The organism is Blautia sp. Marseille-P3087 (assembly GCF_900120195.1).
Classification (GTDB): Bacteria; Bacillota; Clostridia; order Lachnospirales; family Lachnospiraceae; genus Blautia_A.
Genome location: NZ_LT635539.1, coordinates 1,604,135 through 1,624,635, shown reverse-complemented (window position 1 = coordinate 1,624,635; position 20,501 = coordinate 1,604,135). Strand labels below are relative to the sequence as shown.

Here is a 20,501-nt window from a genome sequence, read left to right as displayed (position 1 = left end):
CAGAAAAACAATGCTATAATTCATACATACCGAAAAAGGAGGCAGTCAGCATGAAAGATAAAGAACTACGCAAGCTGATAGGCAGCAGAGTAAAACAGCGCCGTCTGGAATTGAATCTGACACAGCCTTATGTCGCAGAAAAGATGGGTGTTACCGCTTCTACAATCCTGCGTTATGAGAATGGTTCGATTGACAATACGAAAAAAATGGTGCTGGAAGGTCTTTCGGAAGCACTCCATGTATCCGTGGAATGGCTCAAAGGGGAAACAGATGAATATGAAACCGACATTACGGATAAGAGAGAANCCTCTATCCCTCAAATCACGACCTTCATTCGCTTCCATAAACATTTCCAGAATATCGGTTTTAATCAGGACTTTGCGACCAACCTTTAATACTGGAAGTTTCTTCCATTCTACAAGCTGTCTTAAGGTATTTCTGCCGATTCCCGTATAATCAGCAGCTTCTTCGATGGATAATGCAATTTTTCTTTGCGTCATATAATCACCTCCTTATAAATTGCATTATGCAATTCTTGTGATGTAAGTATATCCTTTCCAAATCTTTTTGTCAAGCGTTACGAAATATTAAAAATAATTTTTATATTGCATATTGCAATTTCAGAAAAACAATGCTATAATTCATACATACCGAAAAAGGAGGCAGTCAGCATGAAAGATAAAGAACTACGCAAGCTGATAGGCAGCAGAGTAAAACAGCGCCGTCTGGAATTGAATCTGACACAGCCTTATGTCGCAGAAAAGATGGGTGTTACCGCTTCTACAATCCTGCGTTATGAGAATGGTTCGATTGACAATACGAAAAAAATGGTGCTGGAAGGTCTTTCGGAAGCACTCCATGTATCTGTGGAATGGCTCAAAGGGGAAACAGATGAATATGAAACCGACATTACGGATAAGAGAGAATTACAGATTCGTGATGCGATGGGAGATATTCTGGAACAGTTACCGCTTGCCCTTACCAAAGAAGAAGATGCTTTTTCAAAAGATTTATTACTGCTGATGTTAAAACAATATGGTCTGTTTTTGGATTCCTTCCAGTTCGCCTGCAAAAACTTCAAGGGAAATGCTGGTCAGACGGATATTGCCAAAACAATAGGGTTTGAATCGAATGATGAATATAATGAGATTATGTTCTTAAGGGAAATCACTCCTACCATCAATGCTTTTAATGAGATGGCAGACATTGTAAGGCTCTATTCCAAGAAACANAGGGGAAACAGATGAATATGAAACCGACATTACGGATAAGAGAGAATTACAGATTCGTGATGCGATGGGAGATATTCTGGAACAGTTACCGCTTGCCCTTACCAAAGAAGAAGATGCTTTTTCAAAAGATTTATTACTGCTGATGTTAAAACAATATGGTCTGTTTTTGGATTCCTTCCAGTTCGCCTGCAAAAACTTCAAGGGGAATGCTGGTCAGACGGATATTGCCAAAACAATAGGGTTTGAATCGAATGATGAATATAATGAGATTATGTTCTTAAGGGAAATCACTCACACCATCAATGCTTTTAATGAGATGGCAGACGTTGTAAGGCTCTATTCCAAGAAACCAAAAACAGCAGAACAAAGGCTTGCAAATCTTTTATCAGAAGTCTTATACGAAGATTCCGAATCGGTATAGTAAGACAACCGGAGTTATGATATACTTACACGCACGAAGCATTTCATCAGTTCCGATTGTCTAATATCGAAAGGAGACATACGATTATGGCAAAAGGATCTGTAAGAAAAAAAGGAAAGAAATGGTACTACCGCTTCTATGTAGAGGACGCAAGCGGCAATCTTGTTCAGAAAGAATGCGTTGGAACAGAAAGCAAAAGTGGAACTGAAAAGCTGCTCCGTCAGGCAATGGATGATTATGAGAAAAAGAAATTTGTTGCCAAAGCGGAAAATCTCACAGTCGGACAACTTCTGGATGTGTGGGCAGAGGAGGAATTAAAAACAGGTACGCTCAGCAATGGTACGGTGGAGAATTACCTCGGAACAATCCGAAATATTAAGAAACACCCATTGGCAGAACGGAAACTGAAAAATGTAACCTCTGAACATTTGCAATCCTTCTTCGATTTGCTTTCCTTCGGGGGAGTTCATCCCGATGGAAAAGAGAGAAAGGGGTATAGCAAAGATTACATCCATTCTTTTTCCGCAGTCATGCAGCAGTCCTTCCGTTTTGCAGTATTTCCAAAGCAGTATATTACGTTCAATCCCATGCAGTATATTAAACTGCGGTATCAGACGGACGAAGTTGATTTGTTTTCGGATGAGGACATGGACGGAAATATCCAACCAATTTCACGAGAAGATTATGAAAGACTGCTTGCGTATCTTCAAAAAAAGAACCCAGCCGCAATACTTCCAATCCAGATAGCCTATTATGCCGGACTCCGTATTGGAGAAGCCTGCGGTTTGGCATGGCAGGACGTAAATCTGGAAGAACAATGCCTTACCATAAGACGCAGCATCCGATATGATGGTTCAAAGCGCAAATATATCATCGGACCAACCAAGCGGAAAAAAGTGAGGATTGTTGATTTTGGAGATACGCTGGTAGAGATTTTCCGTAATACCCGGAAAGAGCAGTTAAAAAATCGAATGCAGTACGGAGAACTTTATCACACGAACTACTACAAAGAGGTCAAAGAGAAAAACAGAGTGTACTACGAATATTATTGCTTAGACAGAACAGAGGAAGTCCCGGCAGATTATAAAGAAATTTCTTTCGTCTGTTTAAGACCGGATGGTTGTCTGGAACTTCCAACTACTTTGGGAACTGTTTGCAGAAAGGTGGCAAAAACATTAGAGGGATTTGAAGGCTTTCATTTCCACCAGTTACGTCACACCTATACAAGCAACCTTTTAGCAAATGGAGCAGCCCCAAAAGATGTGCAGGAATTGTTAGGACACTCAGATGTCAGTACCACAATGAATGTCTATGCTCACTCCACAAGAGATGCTAAACGAAAATCGGTTAGGCTTCTTGATAAAGTGGTAGGCAATGATTAAAGAAATTCCCTTATTTCCCTTGTAATTATCTCATAAGGGCAAAAATAAGGGAAACTACATATCATTTCACTAATGGACAGGCGGGAAAGCCTATAAAATGGGGAAAGTTAGAGGAATAATTATATAAATTTCAGTTTTGGGAATAATTATGGGTCACATGAACCTTATAATTAAGGGAAAACATAAGAAAACACTGATATTTGTATGCATTATTTGACATGGACGAACATAAACTAAAACGGGTATGTTCTCTTTGACAAATCTGTTTGGAAAGGCTATGATGTACCTAGTGATCGCACTATGGAAACTTGAGAAGCCCATAGTCCGGAAGGCTCCTTCGGGGGCCTTTCGTTATTTATACAAACAATTAGTAAAATTGATGAGAGGTGGTGAAAAACTTGGAGAAAAAGCAATTTCTAACATATGATGAACAGATTACTTTTCTGGAAGAAAAGAAAGGTCTGAGCGTCAACTTAAGGGCATATTAGTGAATATCCTCCAATGCAAACTACAAAATAAATCGGTTTATGACAGAAAACAGTTGCTGTTTTGTTGGAAACCAGAAGATTTATAAAAATGACCGCATTTAAATAAGCCTATTGATGAATGCTGGTTCTATTTTAAAAAGAAACTTTTTTATTTCGGAAATGCGAACGTCCCTTGGATTTCAATTTCTTCCTTGGAAATGACCTTCCGGGCAGGAGCTGTGATCTGCAACGTACAGCATCTATATATAACTGTTCAATAATTGAAAGCTCAAACAGTCCGCAGAGTATTTTAGGAACAATACTTTTAATCCGTTCAATGATAAATGCACGATTGGCCTGATAACGGAACTTATTTGTGCTTTTGGCAGAAATCTGTATTTCCTCATCTGCTTCATTTTTTATAAGAGAAGCCAGATTCGATAGAAGCATATTTATATAAAATTCCTGCTGTATTGATACTGCAGTAGCACCGGAAAACTCTTCCATGGCAAAACGGCTTTTTAGTTCTTTGTACTTAAGTTCTACAGGCCATCTGTAGAACTTAAGTTCCCGGAACATATCTTCTGAATAATAACCTCTGTCAAAAATAATAATACTGTTGTTATATAGTCCCATATCTTTAAGAACTTTAAGATCTATATTCACCATGAGCTGTTTCTTGCGGAGAAGAAGAATCCGGGTGTCAGTGTAAATGTATATAAGGAATATGTTTTTTATCGGATTAAGGAAATGAACTTTCCTGTCATTGTGAAGGATACATTAGGTGCAGGGTCAATCGGAGTGGAAGTCATGAACGCCTATGAGGAAGTAGAGAGCTTTCTTAATTCCAATCGGAACAATTCAGATATAATGGTGGAAGAACTGATCCAGGGAGAACAGTGCGGAACGGAAATTCATGGTGTAGAGGGACGTTACAGTGTCCTTCCGCCGATCGCCTTTTCTGTAACAAAAGAGGGCATTACAGATCCGTTAAGCTCTGTAAAATTTGGTCCGGAATGACAACAACAACGGCTGCCATGGAGGGAAGAAATCCACTATCTGTTTTTGTGGACAGCATACTCGGAACTGACAAAAATTACAGTATGAAACGGAACCTGAAATATGTATTGAACTTTAAGATGAAAGCAAGGTCGCAGGAGGAGCTGATCCGATTATATGGGAATCCGCATGTGGATTATATTATGCAGCTGGAAACCTCAGTGGCAGGTATGGAGAAAATCAACTATTGCGAGGTTGTTATCAGCACCGATCAGGAAAAAGAAGATATTCTTAATATCCTGAATGAACTGGAAGAGGAATTCCCGGGGCTTGTTTCCGATGATGTGAAAGCAAACGCCGGAGAGCTTGTTGCAAAATGTCAATGAGAATTCTGCGGTCGATAAGACCGCCGTTTTCTGCTGTTTGCAGAAATTAAAACCATTTTGCAGCGTATTGCTGTAATTGTTCCTGGACATCCCGGTAGCTGTATTTGCTGACCGGGATTATTTCATGATTATTCAGTGTGATTTCAAAGCGTCTGATTGAACGGACAGCATACAGAGAAACAATGTAGCATCTGTGACATTGCACGAAGATATCTTTCGGCAGAGTTTCACGGACTGCAGAAAGGGATTTATATATCTTCGTGACAGTACCGTCCTGAAGGTGAATCTGCAGTTCTTTATTGATTATTTCAATATAGGTAATATCCCTGATATGAAAGGATACAGTTCTGGACGGAGTGTCGATTATAATGGATTTAGGGATCAGATGTCGGATCGCACGGGTTAGTGCTTCTGCAAGTTTTTGACGGCTGATCGGCTTGAGGATATAACCTACAGGTTCAGCAGAATATGCATCGAATACAAATTTCTCACTGCTGGAAATGAAGATAACGGGAATTTGGTTTTCAGTGTCACGGAGACATTCTGCAAAGCTGATCCCATTGTTTTCACCCAGCATAATATCAAGAATCAGAATGTCACAGCTTTTGGGAGTATTCTGCAATGTATTTTTTAATTCTGAAATAGAAGTATATTTTCGAATCTCACAGGATTCTCCCATGGATGCTAAAATATCGATGATCATTTCTGATATCTGTGTTAAAAAAATCGGTTCATCATCACAGATGACAATATGGTACATAGTGAAAGCCTCCTATTATTCGTTATTTTCGTCAAGACAAAGCGTTGTTGTTACAGCAAAAAAACCACCACGTACCTGTACGCTCAGTATACCATTGTATTTTTCGGCGATTCCATTGATGATCTTAAGACCGTAACCGTGTCTGTCACTGTTCTTTTTACTGGATTTATATTTTCCATTTGTGATTCTCAAGTTATCCTCATTGTAGGAGTTTTCACATTTAATAAACAGAAAATTTCCCTTTGAATGGAGATTCAGCCGGATGATCCGCTGTCCTTCAGAAACCTTCTGACACCCTTCTACTGCATTTTCCAAAATATTTGTCAACATCCGGCACAAATCAATATCTTCCATGTTGAGTCTTCTGCCAATGATAATACTGTACTCCACTATGGCTTTATAACGGCTGGCACGTTCTGCAAATTCTGAAAGGATGGAATTGACCAGAGCATTGGCTGTGTAGGTGACAAAAGGAAGCTGTTCGGCTTCTTCAGTAAATTTCTGTATATACTGTCTGGCACCTGCATAGTCCTCCTGCTTAAGATAGGAGGACAGGGCATTCATATGATGCCGGATCTCATGGTGTATTTCCAGAATATGTTCATTGTTTTCAGCCTGATTCCGGTAGTTTTCCAGTATGCGCTCGGAAATCCTCTGTTCTTCCTGTTTACTGCGGATGTATTCCATGACACTGAAGAATACGGCATATACTATGAAAGCAAATACTGCAAACAATACAAACATAGCATGGACAATTATATTGGTGGAAAGATTTATTATGCTTGAGAATTGTGCAATACTGGCAATTAGAATAAACAAAGCAGGGAGGGAGCAGAGAATCTTCCAGATACGTGATTCCAGATCAGCGTTGATCATAGTACGGATTCGCTCCATCAGCATGAGAAATGGTTTCGCAAGAAGCAGATTTATGATAAGTGTGAGAATCAGTGCAAGGGGCGGATACATAAAATGATCGGATGGGAACCGGAAAGTACGGTGCAAAAAAGTAACAGTACTTGTGACAAAGAATCCGTAGCTCATTACAACAAAAAATACAAACAGTTTTTCTACTGTTTTTGCCTGGATGATAAAGCAGTACAACATTCCGAACAGTAACAAGGCAATATAAAAAATAGCATTCGAGATCAGCTCTTTGTAATCACCGCCGATGTTGAACTGTGCGATAAGAGAAAACGGAATGACCATTACAATAAAAATGGACAGTGCCATGAGCATTGTCTTTTTTGTGCTTAGGCGGAAACGATCCCGGAATGGATACAAACAGAAAAATGCATAAGGAAAAATCTGAAAAGAAAATCCGCAGAAATAACGCAATGCTATCATAAAAATCTCCTGTCAAAAAGATAGATAATGGTCAGGTTACCTATTAAAAATAAGTATACCATTGGCAGAAGGCAAAATCAAATCATATGAAGGCCTTTTTACGCCATATTTTGACTATTCACGCAAAAATATGGACAAGGGAATTAAATTCAAATAATATAAAAATATAAATAATATAGCCACAAAAACATTCAAAAGAAAGGAGACTAAAAAATGAAGAAAAGAATGATTATTGTGACAGTACTGATTATGGGAACTCTGGCATCAGGATGTGTGAGCGTTCAGGCATCAGATATTTTACCTGAACTGACAAAAGACAATGCACTGGAACAGATGATGAAAGCAGGAGAAACAGACAGTCTTGTAAGCAATCATAAAAGCTATGAAGCTACCTGTGAATATATACTGCAGAATACAAAGGTATATGACTATGAAGATTCTGAAGTGATGTATGTAGATATGTATGGTACTACCCAGATGCTCTATAAAGATGGCGAATTAAAATACGGAAAAGAAGGAGATGAGTATCTCTCCTGTCTGTATATTGATGAAGCAGATGGAAATGCAGATGATCTTATAAGCTTTTACACAGATGAAACCATAGAGGAAGAAGTGACGGATATGAAGGAAGATGGTGATACGATCATTATACAGACAAAGGTACCTGAAGAACTTACGCAGAGTGCATTGAATTCTCAGGGAGATGGAGAATTCTACACAGAGGGAGACTGGATTTCTATGGAATATGTGGTTGCTTCGGATGATTACAGACCACTGAAACATACTCAGATTCTGAACCATAAGGACGGCACTTCAGAAGAAGCTTCGAAGATGGAATTCTCCTACGGCGTGGATAGACCTGAGGATGTAGCAGATCTTTGTGAAAAGTACGAAGAAGCAGAAAAAGCAGAAGGTGATGTACGTAATGTGACAGTTACTGCAGCTCCTGGTACAGAGCAGGAAAAGGATTATGCAATCACGGTTCCATCAGATAATTATGTATGGATCATGCTTCATGACGATAATTCTTATTACATTATGTATACAGATAAGGAGTGTAAAGAACTGTACGAGCCAGAGGAAGATGTGAAAGAAGATACACATCTCTATGCAGAGATTGAGTCTTATGAAGAGGCGGAGGATGAAGTATGAGGAGTTTGAGCGTATTTATCAGGAATATTATCTGAAAATTTTGACATTTATACATAAAAGAGTTCCTGATCTGTATGAAGCGGAAGAACTGACTGGAGATGTATTTCTGCCTTTTTACAGAAATATGGACAGTTATGATGAAGAAAAAGGTAGTATAGCTACCTGGTTGTATGCAATCACAGCAAACCGCCTGAAAAACTATTATAGGGATAAAAAGACTCATTATTCTCTGGAAATCCTGAAGCAGCAGACGGAAGATTTTATTATCAGAAAAGTTCCACAGAGCTTGGCAGGCAGATGAATTTATCACCGGGAAATGTAAGGATGATACAGAAACGTGCTCTGGAGAAGTTGCGAATGATTATGGAAAAACAGGGGGAATAGGCGTTCAGGCTACAGAGACTCTGCCTGAACTGACTGGGGATAATGCATTGTAATAGATTATGAAAGCCGGATGACATATTTCAGATATGAGATATTTGCATAGGGCAGTTTGATGAGGAGGGAAATAAGTGGGCTGCATTTGTATTAGATCTGTCTTTTATAGGATGGAGCCTTCTGGGAATTATAACATTCGGGTTGGTTAATATATTCTTTGCCGGACCATATCAGTATTTAACACAGGGTAAATATGTGCACATTTACAATTTTGAACGTTGTCATTCTGCACTCAATAATCAGACACCGGCATCCTGCTATTATCCGATTCTGTTACTGGATAATCCTGCGGCCTAAGGGGGGATTTTCTCCCATACTCAGTTACATATATCAGTTCATTATAAAAAGCTTAGATTTTTGTTTTGACAACTGAACCACTATACACTCCGTACCCAGTAACGGGAAAGATACATAAATAGTCAAAAAGTACGTATACTATCTTCCATGTAGAAAGTAAATTTTTATACAGGAGGACAGACATGGACAACAGCACAAAGAAACTGTTAGAAGAATGCAGTGTCGGATGCAAGATGGGAATTGAGAGCATGGAACAGGTACAGCATCATGTGACAGATGCCAAAATCGCAGCAACGATTGAAAAATCCTGTTCAAAACACAAGGAACTGGAAGAGGAAATTTCCAAAATACTTCTTCGCGCAGGCCAGCCGGAGAAAGAACCGGGTGTTATGGTATCCACATTTTCGTGGATGACGACAGGTGTAAAAATGATGACCGGAGAAGATGAGAATAAACAGGCGGTTAAGATCATCATGAATGGCTGCAACATGGGAACCCAGTCTATCACAGAAGCCATGCACCAATGCAAAGATGCGTCGTCCGAAAGTATTTCCATTGCAAAGAAGCTTATTGGAATGGAAGAGAATCTGCGGGATGATATGCAGAAATATTTGTAAGCTGAGAACCTGCATTTTCCTTCCGTAGTGTGTAAAAGGAAGGTATGCCCGACAACCAGCAAGAAGAAATTTGCAAAGAAATGTAAAGAGGTTCACAGGCTGATAGGCAGCATGCGGACTTTGAGAGTAAAAGAAATCATTTCCAAGCTTAATGAGATACTGACTGGTTATTTCCATTACTATGGCATCACTGACAATTCAGAGAGAATCACAGCATTTCGTTATAATGTTATGAAAAGCCTTTTCTACTGGCTGAACAGAAGAAGCCAGAAGAAAAGCTACAACTGGGTAGAGTTTCTGAATATGATTGATAACAGTTACCCGTTAGTAAGAGCAAGAATATATGTCAGTATATACGATTGATAAATGTGAACGATTCGTTTCGTAAAGAGCCGGATGCGGGAAAGCCGCAAGTCCGGATTCTGCGAGGGGCGTACGACCGCAAGGGGTGCGTCTACTCGACCCATGAAATACCTATGTATTTCCAGCTTTAAGATGATCATCGATCTGATCAAGTCCGGGTATAGAATCTCATTTGTATATGAAGTACTTGCCAAAAGCGACCCGGAGCTTGGAATCTTTACACTGAAGGGTGAGTCCATAGTCAGAGAATTTAATGTTAGTTATCTGAAGCATGCGGATGTGAGGGAGAAGATGGAATGGTTTTTATGACCGCGTCTTTCGCACTCTGCTGAACTGTCTTAAATGCATTATTTACGAGGATTGCTATGGATTTTGGAATGCTGATAGAAGTGAAGATCCTAAAATAATAGTTGCGCCTTTAAGAAGTTGCTTTGCCATGAAGTAGCTCTCGCAATTCGCATAGAATACATATAATATAAGTAAGTGTGCAATGAAAAGGAATCATTTATGGCAGACCAGAAAATAGATAACCTTTTAAATCTTGCAATGGATGCAACCCCACAGGAGCGTAGAAAGTCGGGAAATCTTAATGTAGGATATGATCCTGCAACCAGGCTATGGGATGTGATCGTGAAGTACAGTGGTCCGGAGAGCGGACTTGGCGGTGAGGGAATTCAGGTGGTGCCACTGCTGGGAGGTTATGCAGTAGTGACTTTACCGGAGTCGGAAATCAAGGTGTATTCTGCCCGGGAGCAGATTGAATTTATTGAAAAACCTAAACGACTGTATTTTGAAACCTTTCAGGGCAGAGAAGCGAGCTGCATTCTGCCGGTTCAGGAAGGGAAAAATGGTCTTACCGGAAAAGGAGTACTGGTCGGCATTGTGGATGCGGGAGTGAATTTTTTTCATCCGGATTTTCGAAACGAGGATGGAAGCAGCAGGATACTATATCTGTGGGATCAGAGCATACCCGGAAATCCTCCGAAAGGCTACACAAAAGGAACGGAATATACGAAAGAAGAAATTGATAAGGCGCTTGCACTTGGGGAAACCGAAGGCAGGCGCCTTATTCCATCCAGAGATGTCAGTGGACATGGAACGGCAGTGCTCGGAATTGCGGCGGGAAATGGGACGGTATCGGAGGGCGTGAACCGCGGGGTAGCCTATGAAAGTGATCTGCTTGTTGTAAAGATGGGGAATGCAGGAGAAAATTCTTTTCCGCGGACGACGGAGCTGATGGAAGGGATTGATTATCTCATCCGGCAGGCAGTCAGAATGGGTAGACCGATTGCGATAAATATCAGTTTTGGGAATAATTATGGGTCACATCAGGGGGATTCGCTTCTGGAGACTTATATCAGCAACGTGGCAAATGTGGGGCGGTCTGTCATTTGCGTGGGAAGTGGAAACAATGGAAACGACCGTATCCATACCGCGGGAAGACTGCAGCAGGGACAGAGTGAGATTGTAGAAATGAGTGTTGGTGCTTATGAGACAACACTGAATCTGCAGTTGTGGAAAGCTTATGCAGATGAAATTGAAATTTTTCTTGAGACACCTTCGGGAGAAAATTTACCGGTTCTGTCGGAGAGAATCGGTACTCAGAGATATCGGGCAGGCGAGACGGAGCTGCTGGTTTATTATGGAAAACCGGGACCTTTTCAGGTGACACAGGAGATCTACGTTGATTTTCTCCCAACGGGAACATATCTTACTCCGGGTGTATGGAAAATTCATCTGCGGGGCAGGAGAATCAGAGAAGGAAATTATAATCTGTGGCTTCCGGGCGGAAATGTGCTGAATCCTGTGACAGGATTTTACCGGCCGGTTGCGGCAGAAACCCTGACGATTCCATCAACGGCAGCGAAGGTGATCACTGTGGGAGCGTATGATTCAAGGCTCAATGCATATGCGGATTTTTCCGGGAGAGGTGGCGGAAATCTATTTTATCCCAAACCGGATCTGGTCGCACCGGGGGTCGACATCCTTGCACCGTCGGCCGGAGGCGGCTACACAGGAGTGACAGGGACTTCTTTTGCAACACCGTTTGTGACAGGGGCCGCCGCCCTTATGATGGAATGGGGCATTATACGCAGAAACGATCCTTTTCTCTGGGGCGAAAAAGTGAAGGCATATCTCCGCCGTGGTGCCCAGCCCCTGCCCGGGTTTGACCGGTACCCGAATGAAAGTGTGGGGTGGGGAGCACTGTGTACAGCCGGAAGTATACCAAAATAAAGATGATAAACGTTGTGACTGATAAAAAAATATGTTACAATATATACACAATGTGTAAAAAGAAAAGGGAAAAGAAATGGAAATAAAAGATGAAATAAAAAGATTACGGGAAAGTACCGGAATGAACAGAAAAGAATTCTGTGAATATTTTGAAATCCCATACAGAACAGTAACAGAGTGGGAACGAGGAACCAGAAAGATGCCAGATTATGTGTTACGCTTATTAGCGTATAAAGCAAAGATGGAAAAACTCATCATAAAGGAAGATGTGAATGAAGAATAAAATAATTGAAGTGCAAAATGTGCATATTTCTATTTCGAAACAGGAGTTAGATGATTATATTTGTATTACAGATATTGCTAAGGCTAAATCAGATTCTGTCAGGGCAGCAGATGTGGTAAGAAATTGGTTAAGAAATCGTGGTACTTTGGAATATTTGTCTGTATGGGAACAGATATATAATCCCAATTTTAAAGTGTTCGAATCCGAACACTTTAAAAAGCAAGCAGGGTTATTGACCTTTACACCTAGTGTTTCGGAATGGGTAAATAAAACAAATGCCATTGGATTATATGTAAAGCGTGGGAAATATGGTGGTACATATGCACACAAAGATATTGCTTTTGAGTTTGCCTCTGCAATCAGTCCTGTGTTTAAGCTATATCTGATAAAGGAATTTCAGCGGTTGAAGGAAGAAGAAAACAACTCTGAACAAAAGGAATGGGATGCAAAACGTTTCTTAAGTAAAAATAATTATCTGATTCAGACGGATGCTGTAAAAAAATATTTGCTTCCTCAAATGAATTACAGGGAAAACCTTCAATGGCTGGCATATGCGGAAGAGGCGGATATATTAAATGTGGCATTATTTGGATTTACAGCGAAAGCATGGAGGGATGCAAATCCTGAACTTGCGAAGAAAAACAATGTCAGAGATTTTGCAACAATTAATGAATTAACAGTTCTATCCAATCTGGAATCACATAATGCACAGATGCTGCGAGAGGGAAAAGACAAAGGAGAAAGATTCAAAATATTACAAGAGATTGCTGAATATCAGCTGAATGTCTTGAATGCAGCTGAAGAGATCAAAATGATAAAGAGTGATTGAGCACTGTCAGAGGTATGAACCGGGTGAACAAATAACTATTCAGCAGTCTGCTGACTGTGAGGTAAACAGTTACAACGATCAAAACGAATGAGAGTATTAATGTTCGTCATCTAACAGTCTGTTTTTTTGCAGCCAAAGCATAAATCCTACACAGAGGATTAACTGTAATATAGAGGATATCGGTGTTGCCAGCCCGATATGGAACAGAGAAGTATTAGGCTGGATGCTCATAATGTAAGATACCGGCACTCTGACGCAGAAGGCACCGAGAATCCCCTGTATCATAACAAATCTTGTTCTGCCAATTCCATTATAGAATCCGGTGTAGCAGAAGAAGATAGCAGTGAACAGACAGTCAATGGCATAGGCTTTCAGGTAATCTGCGGCTGCTGCTATTACTTCCGGGTCGGAGGAGAAAATACCTGCCAGGATATCTCCATGGAAGAAGGTAATTGCGAACATTACAATACCGACGGTAAAGGAAACTGCGATGCCATAGTGCAATGCCTTTCTTGTTCTGGTAAGGCGTCCGGCACCATAATTTTGTGCTACGAAAGCAGACATGGACTGCATAAAAGCGGATGATATCAGCATAATAAAAGCACAGACTTTTTCCGCAACACCAACACCGGCGGAAGCAATCACACCCATATCATTTACGATTGCCAGAATGATCAGGAAAGAAATACTTACGAGAAGATCCTGCAGGGCAATCGGCGCGCCGAAAGCGGTCATCTTACGCAGGTAAGTTTTGTGAATCCGGATATTTTCTTTTTTTATTGTAAATGGCAGATCTTTTTTACTGATAAGAATAAAAGATACGATTACACTGACGATCTGTGCAAATACAGTAGCAATAGCGGTGCCAGCTGTACCCATACCGAAAACGGCACATAAAAGCAAGTCTCCGGCAACATTGAATACACATGCGATGGCAACGGTGATCAATGGTGTCCGGGAGTCTCCAAGTCCGCGGAAAATACAGCCAATCAGGTTATAAGCGACAATGACTAGCATACCGCCGCCGCAGATCCGGATATAATTAACGGTCTTTTGAAAAGCTTCTTCCGGTGCGTTCATGAGACTGCTGACCTGAGGAGCAAAGACTGCAAGAATGACTGACATGATCACAGCAATTCCGGCAAATAGCAGAATGGCTGTTCCTACGGTGCGACCGCCTTCTTCTTTCTTACCGCTTCCAATCTGCTGTCCAAGCAGAATCGTTGTTCCCATTGCAAAGCTGCTGACCAGATTTGTCAGTGTGGTCATGATCTGTGAACCGGTAGATACTGCAGATACATCAGCAGAAGAAGCAAACTTACCAACAATAAGTAAATCTACTGCACCGTACATAGCCTGTAGAAACAGTGCCAGCAATACAGGAACCGCAAACAGAAGTAAAGGCTGCATGATTTTTCCTTCGGTAAATGATGTGTTTTTTCCATGTGCTGTGATTCCTCCTTGTGAAATTGATTTTGTTGAAAATTCAGTCGAATCAGGAAGATAACAAAAAAGCTGAATAAGAAAGCGGACATTTCAGTCTGCCATCTTATCCAGCTATTGTTTCTGATCGAACAAATCACCCTCCGATGAACAAAACGATTATATACTACATATTTTTGAATGTCAATTATGATTTTTATAGGATCATCTGATGTTCATAAAATTATCCCCTGCATTTCTGTAAAATTAACTTGGCTGGCAGATGTCTGTTTCCTGGAATTGCTATAGCTGAAAATCTGCCAACGGTCGAAGATATTATAGAACTCCTATAAGACGATTGCAAGGTTTACAAACCACTTCTGTCAGGAAATGCAGAGGTGATATCTACTGCGTTCCGAAGCACACTGATCAGGAGATTAAAACTTTTCATATCCGGGTCAAAGTAATAGTAGTTTTGGTTTCTTCCCGTCTCATAGTCCTCTGGTGAACCAGTCAGTATTCTGATCCGTTTTGTTAAGTTTTGCTAAGCTTGATTTGATAGGCTGGCTATAGTGGCAAAAAAGCCGCATATTTTTTGTAGCAATGACTTGACATCCTCGGGACGTTTGTGTATTGAAAAAAGTATACCATAAGAAATAAGACAGAGATGTATGTGACAGGATATAAGGCGAAGGTGCAAAAGGACATCGGTCTTGAAAAAATGATGGCGGAACAATACGACGCTGTGATATAATAAAATGAATAATTTGAGGTGTATATCAGGAATTTTTGGAAGAGAATGAAACGTGGATAAACTTTGGAAGTAAACCAGAAAACTTAAAGTCATTTAAGAATTATTTGGATGAGGGAACCGTATGGATGATTTTAAAAAACTCACAGAGCAACTTTTTAAAATATATATTAACGCTGAATCAGTAAATGATTTAGGAATTGAGAATTATTTTGATGAAAATATCAGTCTGATTGGAACTGGGAAACACGAGATTTTCAGGAATCTGCAAGAGTTTTTAGAATCATTTAAATTTGATGTAAAGCGAAGAGGTAAAATCAGACTTGAAGTAAGGAATTTACATCAGGAAGAAGAAAGACTTGATGAGAATCATGTTCTTGCACATGGAACAGTAGATTTTGTTGGTCTGTTTAAAGATGGTTCAATCTGTTTTAAAATGGAGACAAGATTTACGATTATCTATAAGTGGACAAATGGGAAATGGCTGGTTCAGCATCTGCATCAGTCGATACCAGATTTGGAACAGATGGACGGTGAAGAGTTCCCTGTTACATTGGGAAAGCAGGTGAAAAAAAACCGGCAGGCGATTCATGCATTAGGCACTGCCTATTATCATATCTCAAGGCTGAACTTGAAAACAAAGAAGATCGAACTAGTCAAAAAATCCCGGGAAATGTATTTGGATATTAAAGATAATACTGCAGATTGGAATCCTCAGTTCGAGATTATCGAAGATATTATAGCAGAGCCATTTGTACAGAAGTATATAGATTTTTTTGATATACAAACCATGGCGGCACGGCTTCATAATAAAGAATTTATGTCTTCGGAATTCAAAAAGAAGGATGGCTCATGGTTTCTTTCCATGATTGTACCTCAGAGCTATGATAAAAATGGAAATATTACATCTGTGCTGATTGCGAACCGAGATGTGACAGACGAAAAACTGCGCGAATTAAAACAAGAGGAAGAATTGCGGGAAGCTAAATTAAAAGCAGAATGTGCAAATAGAGCAAAATCATCATTTCTGTTTAATATGTCTCATGATATCAGAACTCCTATGAATGCAATCATTGGTTATGCAGAGCTGGCATCCAGACATTTGCAGGAAACAGATAAACTTGGCAGATATCTTGAAAAAATTCAAATATGCGGAAAAGAACTTTTGGCGATGCTTGGTAATGTTCTGGATCTTGCAAGAATTGAAAATAATAAGGTCGAAATGGAATACACTGTTTCGAATGTCCATGAGTGCTTTGAAAATTGTGTCATTATGTTCCAACAACAGGCAGAAAGTAAAGATCAGACTTTCTCTCTGACGGAACAGATTATGTATCCGTATGTATATATGGATGCACCGCACCTGTCAGAAATCTGTCTCAATATTATAAGCAATGCAATAAAGTATACAAATACAGGAGGTACAATATCCTGTAATGTCCTACAGAAATCCTGCGAAAAAGAAGACTGGTGCGATATAATCATTACTATTACCGATAATGGAATTGGTATGTCTGAAGAATTCCAAAAGCGTATTTTTGAAACTTTTGAAAGAGAACGCAACACTACATTAAGTCATATTGATGGTAGTGGCATTGGAATGGGAATTACGAAAAAGCTCGTAGAACTCATGGGTGGCACAATAGAAGTGAAAAGTAAGCAGGGAGAAGGTTCCACGTTTACAGTGACTATTCCTTGCAGAAAAGCGTCAGAAGAAGAAACCCTGGCGAAGAAAAATAGTAATCTGTGCAATAAGAATTGCCTGAACGGTGTTCGAATCCTACTGGTTGAAGATAATGAAATCAACACTGAAATCGCAACGGAACTATTGACAGAAGAAGGATGTATTGTTGAGACTGCCAATGATGGTGTTGCATGTATTGACATGATTGAAAAAGCTGATGCTGATTATTACAAGCTGATCCTTATGGATATTCAGATGCCGGTTATGAATGGATATGATGCTACATTAGCTATCCGAAAGATGAAAGATTCGAAAAAAGCCAGGATTCCAATTATTGCGATGACTGCTAATGCTTTCGCGGAAGATATACAAAAGGTTCTTTCTGTTGGCATGAATGCTCATGTTGCAAAGCCTGTTGATATGAACATTCTTGTGCCAACAATGATGAAATATTTATAATAGACAGTTTATTAAGGAGCGAAATTAAATTTCGCCGTTGTTTTTTATGTAGTCACGGTACCAGTAAGCGGAATCTTTCATGATCCGCTGCTGTGTACGGTAGTCTACATAGATGAGTCCGAAGCGTTCAGAGTAACCTTTTGACCATTCGAAATTATCCATCAGCGACCAGTGGAAATAACCACGGATATCGGCAGCAGTAGCTGCCTTTTTTAATTCACCGAGATATCTTGCGAGGAAGTCGATACGGTTTGGATCATGTACTTTGCCATCGAGAGAAACGACGTCATGGCAGGACAGTCCGTTTTCGGTAATGTAGATCGGTGTTTGGTATCTTTCGTAGAGGAAGCGCGGTCCCCAGTTGAGGCATTCCGGTGTCACCGGCCAGTCGATAGCGGTTTTCGGGAATCCTTCATAGCGTTTTACAAACTCCGGTTTGCCGTCTTTACCCATGCGGACGCACTGACCGTTGTAGATGTTCTGTCCGTACATGTCAATTGGCTGGGAGATCAGCTTCATATCTTCATCCGTAATCTTTGGAAGATATTTTTCATATTTTACGAGGCCTTCTTTCGGATACTGACCGAAAAAGACCGGATCGGACCACCAGGAAACGTTCCAGGTCCAGTTCTGCTTATCAGCAGGAAGTGAGAATAAGGCGGTTCTTGCAGCTTCGATATCCTGTGCGGATTCTGTTGCAGGATAGCACATAGATGCAGTCGGGGCATAACCGATGCAAAGCTTCTGTTTGCCGTAGGCACGAAGCATCTGGACGGCTCTGCCGTGTGCTTTCAGAGCATTATGTGCCATCTCGAAAGTATCACGCAGCGGGGCCTGTACACCGGGAGCATGATCTCCGGTCAGGAAGCCGAGGCCGATGAAACACTGTGGTTCGTTTAAAGTGAAGATATTTTTTACACGGTCACTGAAACGTTCTGCAACGAGACGCGCATAATCACCGAACCATTCTACAATCTGCGGATTGAGCCAGCCGCCTCTTTTGTAGAGTTCATATGGCAGTTCCCAGTGGTATAAAGTGACGTAAGGTTCGATATCATTTTTCAGAAGTTCGTCGATGAGAGCGTTATAAAAAGCAATTCCTTTTTCATTGACGGTACCGAAGCCATTCGGAAGGACACGGCTCCAGTCTATGGAGAAACGATATGCACGGATTCCTATTTCCTTCATCAGTTTTACATCGTCTTTAAAGCGATGGTAATGGTCGCAGGCAATCTCACCGGTATGGTTTTCAAAGATCCTGCCTTCTTCTCTGGTAAAAATATCCCAGATATGTGCGCCTTTGCCGTCTTCTGTTACAGCACCTTCAATCTGATAGGAACTGGTAGCTGCTCCCCATACAAAATCGGAAGGGAATTTTGCTTTATCAGAAGATGGGGATAATGATTCAGAAGAAAAATTTGTTATATGTGTATGATTCATTGAGGTCTCCTTTGATATCTATGTGATCTTTCTTACAGGGGGGTTAGTTCGTTTCTTTTTTGAGGATTGAATTGAACAGTGTCAGGAATGTGATCGTGGTCGCGGCGGCGGCAAGGATATCACTTACCGGCTCTGCGAGAAAGACTGCGAAAACTTTATCCGGCAGGAAGTGCGGCAGGATAAAAATCAGCGGGATCAGCAGGATGATCTTTCGCAGACAGGCAAGCAGCAGGCTGACCTTTGCCTGACCAAGAGCCATGAAACTCTGCTGGCAGCTTATCTGGAAGCCGGTAGAAAAGATGCCAGCCATATAGATGCGCAGCGCCCATGAAGAATACTCTACCAGTTCTTTGTTTGCAGTAAATATAGAAGCAAATACCTGAGGGAAGAGCATGATCACAGCCCAGAATGTAAAGGTATAAGCAACACATGCACAGAACTGCGTGAAAAAAGCCTTTTTGACACGTTCCGGCTTGTTCGCGCCATAGTTGTAACTGATAATCGGCTGCCCGCCCTGACAGATTCCCTGAACCGGCATCGCCACAAGCTGGTTGATGCTTGTGATGATCGTCATGGCACCGACTGCTACATCCCCACCGTAGCGAGAAAGACTGTTTGTGAAACTGATCGACAGAAGACTTTCTGTGGACAGCATGACAAATGTTGAAATACCGAGTGCAAGGCACGGACCGAATACACGAACTTCGAGACGCATGTTTTCTTTCGTTAATCGTAAGATTGTTTTCTTTCCGGTCAGGAAGCGAAGAATCCAGATGGCGCCGACTGCCTGACTGAGTACCGTGGCAAGTGCGGCACCTCGTACTCCCATTCCCAGAACAAAGATAAAAACCGGATCAAGGATGATATTGATCACAGCACCTATGACGGTGGTCATCATGCTGATCTTTGCAAATCCCTGTGTAGTGATAAAAGGATTCATACCAAGTACGATCAGGACAAAGAAACTTCCGAGAATATAAATTCTTGCATAAGCTGTGGCATAGGACATGGTCGCACTGCTTGCACCGAAAAGTTTTAATAAGGTTGGTGCACTTATGTAAAAGAGAATCGTCAGAATAACGGCAAGCCCTGTCAGCAAAGTAAAACAGTTACCGACGATTTTTTCTGCCGTATCATGGTCTTTCTTTCCCATAGCGATTGCAGCACGCGGCGCACCGCCGGAACCGACCAGCATGGCAAAGGCATTTAACAGCATAAGGATTGGTGCAAAAAGCCCGACACCGGTGAGAGCAGCCGCGCCAATCCCCGGAATATGCCCGATATATATCCTGTCTACAATATTATAAAGCAGGTTGATGACCTGTGCGACAACGGCAGGGATCGCCAGCTGCGCCAGTAGTTTTGGGATGCTTCCCGTTTCCATGGGATTTGTATTGTTTTGATTCTGCATGATGATCGTCTCCTGAAAATGATATAAAACAATTATATATAAAAATCAGGTTCTTGACAATAAGGGGGCAAAATAGAAATAGTTTTCCGAATCTCAGAGGAAATAATGTCAAATATCGATCAACTATGT

The 20,501-nt window shown here is 40.9% G+C and carries 21 protein-coding genes and 3 pseudogenes; 17 read left to right on the top strand and 7 right to left on the bottom strand.

Annotated elements, in window-relative coordinates:
• Window positions 1–50 precede the first annotated feature (50 nt).
• A pseudogene (locus BQ7344_RS07755) lies at window positions 51–314 on the top strand (helix-turn-helix domain-containing protein); the annotation flags it as partial.
• On the opposite strand, the pseudogene BQ7344_RS07750 reads toward BQ7344_RS07755, so the two are convergent.
• Window positions 309–500 (bottom strand): annotated as a pseudogene (locus tag BQ7344_RS07750) (helix-turn-helix domain-containing protein); the annotation flags it as partial. The pseudogenes BQ7344_RS07755 and BQ7344_RS07750 sit on opposite strands and share 6 nt — an antisense overlap.
• 171 nt (window positions 501–671) lie before the next feature.
• Between BQ7344_RS07750 and BQ7344_RS07745 the strand changes: the two are divergent.
• The 3 genes and pseudogenes from BQ7344_RS07745 to BQ7344_RS07735 all read left to right on the top strand — a co-directional run bounded on the left by BQ7344_RS07745 (window position 672) and on the right by BQ7344_RS07735 (window position 3,035).
• Window positions 672–1,247 carry a helix-turn-helix domain-containing protein gene (locus tag BQ7344_RS07745; protein WP_072522124.1) on the top strand — a complete coding sequence of 192 codons (576 nt, stop codon included), beginning with the start codon at window positions 672–674 and terminating at the stop codon, window positions 1,245–1,247.
• Window positions 1,234–1,653: pseudogene (locus BQ7344_RS07740) on the top strand (helix-turn-helix domain-containing protein); the annotation flags it as partial. The gene BQ7344_RS07745 and the pseudogene BQ7344_RS07740, both read left to right, overlap by 14 nt.
• A gap of 86 nt (window positions 1,654–1,739) precedes the next feature.
• On the top strand, window positions 1,740–3,035 hold the full coding sequence (locus BQ7344_RS07735; RefSeq protein WP_008369919.1) for a tyrosine-type recombinase/integrase: 1,296 nt from the start codon (window positions 1,740–1,742) through the stop codon (window positions 3,033–3,035).
• A 620-nt stretch (window positions 3,036–3,655) separates the two neighbouring features.
• Here BQ7344_RS07735 and BQ7344_RS07730 read toward each other — a convergent pair.
• A complete protein-coding gene (locus BQ7344_RS07730) occupies window positions 3,656–4,171 on the bottom strand; it encodes a hypothetical protein (protein WP_072522122.1) in 516 nt (171 codons plus the stop codon).
• 81 nt (window positions 4,172–4,252) lie between these two features.
• Between BQ7344_RS07730 and BQ7344_RS07725 the strand changes: the two genes are divergently transcribed.
• Together BQ7344_RS07725 and BQ7344_RS07720 are read left to right on the top strand one after the other, a co-directional pair.
• Window positions 4,253–4,522: an ATP-grasp domain-containing protein gene (locus BQ7344_RS07725; protein ID WP_072522121.1), complete on the top strand. Its 270-nt coding sequence runs from the start codon at window positions 4,253–4,255 to the stop codon at window positions 4,520–4,522.
• Window positions 4,519–4,887 carry a hypothetical protein gene (locus BQ7344_RS07720; protein WP_143143544.1) on the top strand — a complete coding sequence of 123 codons (369 nt, stop codon included), beginning with the start codon at window positions 4,519–4,521 and terminating at the stop codon, window positions 4,885–4,887. Before BQ7344_RS07725 ends, BQ7344_RS07720 begins: the two co-directional genes overlap by 4 nt.
• A gap of 46 nt (window positions 4,888–4,933) precedes the next feature.
• On the opposite strand, the gene BQ7344_RS07715 is transcribed toward BQ7344_RS07720, so the two are convergent.
• Window positions 4,934–5,647 (bottom strand): LytR/AlgR family response regulator transcription factor, encoded by a 714-nt coding sequence (locus BQ7344_RS07715; protein ID WP_072522119.1) that lies wholly within the window; start codon window positions 5,645–5,647, stop codon window positions 4,934–4,936.
• 15 nt (window positions 5,648–5,662) lie between these two features.
• Complete coding sequence (locus tag BQ7344_RS07710; RefSeq protein WP_159431364.1) at window positions 5,663–6,877, bottom strand: ATP-binding protein; 1,215 nt, start codon at window positions 6,875–6,877, stop codon at window positions 5,663–5,665.
• 327 nt (window positions 6,878–7,204) lie between these two features.
• Here BQ7344_RS07710 and BQ7344_RS07705 point away from each other — a divergent pair, with 327 nt between their 5' ends.
• The 10 genes from BQ7344_RS07705 (at window position 7,205) to BQ7344_RS07665 (ending at window position 13,205) form a co-directional block, all read left to right on the top strand.
• Window positions 7,205–8,143, top strand: coding sequence for a hypothetical protein (locus tag BQ7344_RS07705; RefSeq protein ID WP_072522117.1), 939 nt, complete (start codon window positions 7,205–7,207; stop codon window positions 8,141–8,143).
• The gene (locus BQ7344_RS07700; RefSeq protein WP_235816072.1) at window positions 8,133–8,444 is read left to right on the top strand and encodes an RNA polymerase sigma factor; all 312 of its coding nucleotides are present in this window, start codon (window positions 8,133–8,135) and stop codon (window positions 8,442–8,444) included. The genes BQ7344_RS07705 and BQ7344_RS07700 overlap by 11 nt, the downstream gene beginning before the upstream one ends.
• Window positions 8,441–8,527: a hypothetical protein gene (locus tag BQ7344_RS16940; protein WP_235816146.1), complete on the top strand. Its 87-nt coding sequence runs from the start codon at window positions 8,441–8,443 to the stop codon at window positions 8,525–8,527. The genes BQ7344_RS07700 and BQ7344_RS16940 overlap by 4 nt, the downstream gene beginning before the upstream one ends.
• 93 nt (window positions 8,528–8,620) lie before the next feature.
• Entirely contained in the window at window positions 8,621–8,878 is a 258-nt protein-coding gene (locus tag BQ7344_RS16785) for a DUF975 family protein (protein ID WP_334292791.1), read from the top strand.
• A gap of 182 nt (window positions 8,879–9,060) precedes the next feature.
• A complete protein-coding gene (locus BQ7344_RS07690) occupies window positions 9,061–9,495 on the top strand; it encodes a DUF2383 domain-containing protein (RefSeq protein WP_019162843.1) in 435 nt (144 codons plus the stop codon).
• A gap of 27 nt (window positions 9,496–9,522) precedes the next feature.
• On the top strand, window positions 9,523–9,858 hold the full coding sequence (locus BQ7344_RS07685; protein ID WP_072522116.1) for a group II intron maturase-specific domain-containing protein: 336 nt from the start codon (window positions 9,523–9,525) through the stop codon (window positions 9,856–9,858).
• Window positions 9,859–9,960: 102 nt separating this feature from the next.
• The gene (locus BQ7344_RS07680; RefSeq protein ID WP_235816071.1) at window positions 9,961–10,167 is read left to right on the top strand and encodes a hypothetical protein; all 207 of its coding nucleotides are present in this window, start codon (window positions 9,961–9,963) and stop codon (window positions 10,165–10,167) included.
• A 198-nt stretch (window positions 10,168–10,365) separates the two neighbouring features.
• Complete coding sequence (locus BQ7344_RS07675; protein WP_072522115.1) at window positions 10,366–12,093, top strand: S8 family peptidase; 1,728 nt, start codon at window positions 10,366–10,368, stop codon at window positions 12,091–12,093.
• A 76-nt stretch (window positions 12,094–12,169) separates the two neighbouring features.
• Window positions 12,170–12,376 carry a helix-turn-helix domain-containing protein gene (locus BQ7344_RS07670; protein WP_072522114.1) on the top strand — a complete coding sequence of 69 codons (207 nt, stop codon included), beginning with the start codon at window positions 12,170–12,172 and terminating at the stop codon, window positions 12,374–12,376.
• Complete coding sequence (locus BQ7344_RS07665; protein ID WP_072522113.1) at window positions 12,366–13,205, top strand: KilA-N domain-containing protein; 840 nt, start codon at window positions 12,366–12,368, stop codon at window positions 13,203–13,205. Before BQ7344_RS07670 ends, BQ7344_RS07665 begins: the two co-directional genes overlap by 11 nt.
• Window positions 13,206–13,301: 96 nt before the next feature.
• On the opposite strand, the gene BQ7344_RS07660 is transcribed toward BQ7344_RS07665, so the two are convergent.
• On the bottom strand, window positions 13,302–14,615 hold the full coding sequence (locus tag BQ7344_RS07660; RefSeq protein WP_072522112.1) for an MATE family efflux transporter: 1,314 nt from the start codon (window positions 14,613–14,615) through the stop codon (window positions 13,302–13,304).
• A gap of 887 nt (window positions 14,616–15,502) precedes the next feature.
• Here BQ7344_RS07660 and BQ7344_RS07655 point away from each other — a divergent pair.
• The gene (locus BQ7344_RS07655; RefSeq protein WP_072522111.1) at window positions 15,503–17,521 is read left to right on the top strand and encodes an ATP-binding protein; all 2,019 of its coding nucleotides are present in this window, start codon (window positions 15,503–15,505) and stop codon (window positions 17,519–17,521) included.
• 24 nt (window positions 17,522–17,545) lie between these two features.
• Here the strand turns inward: BQ7344_RS07655 and BQ7344_RS07650 are convergent, their stop codons facing one another.
• Window positions 17,546–18,961, bottom strand: coding sequence for a GH1 family beta-glucosidase (locus BQ7344_RS07650; RefSeq protein ID WP_072522110.1), 1,416 nt, complete (start codon window positions 18,959–18,961; stop codon window positions 17,546–17,548).
• A 43-nt stretch (window positions 18,962–19,004) separates the two neighbouring features.
• Entirely contained in the window at window positions 19,005–20,372 is a 1,368-nt protein-coding gene (locus tag BQ7344_RS07645; protein ID WP_072522109.1) for an MATE family efflux transporter, read from the bottom strand.
• Window positions 20,373–20,501 lie beyond the last annotated feature (129 nt).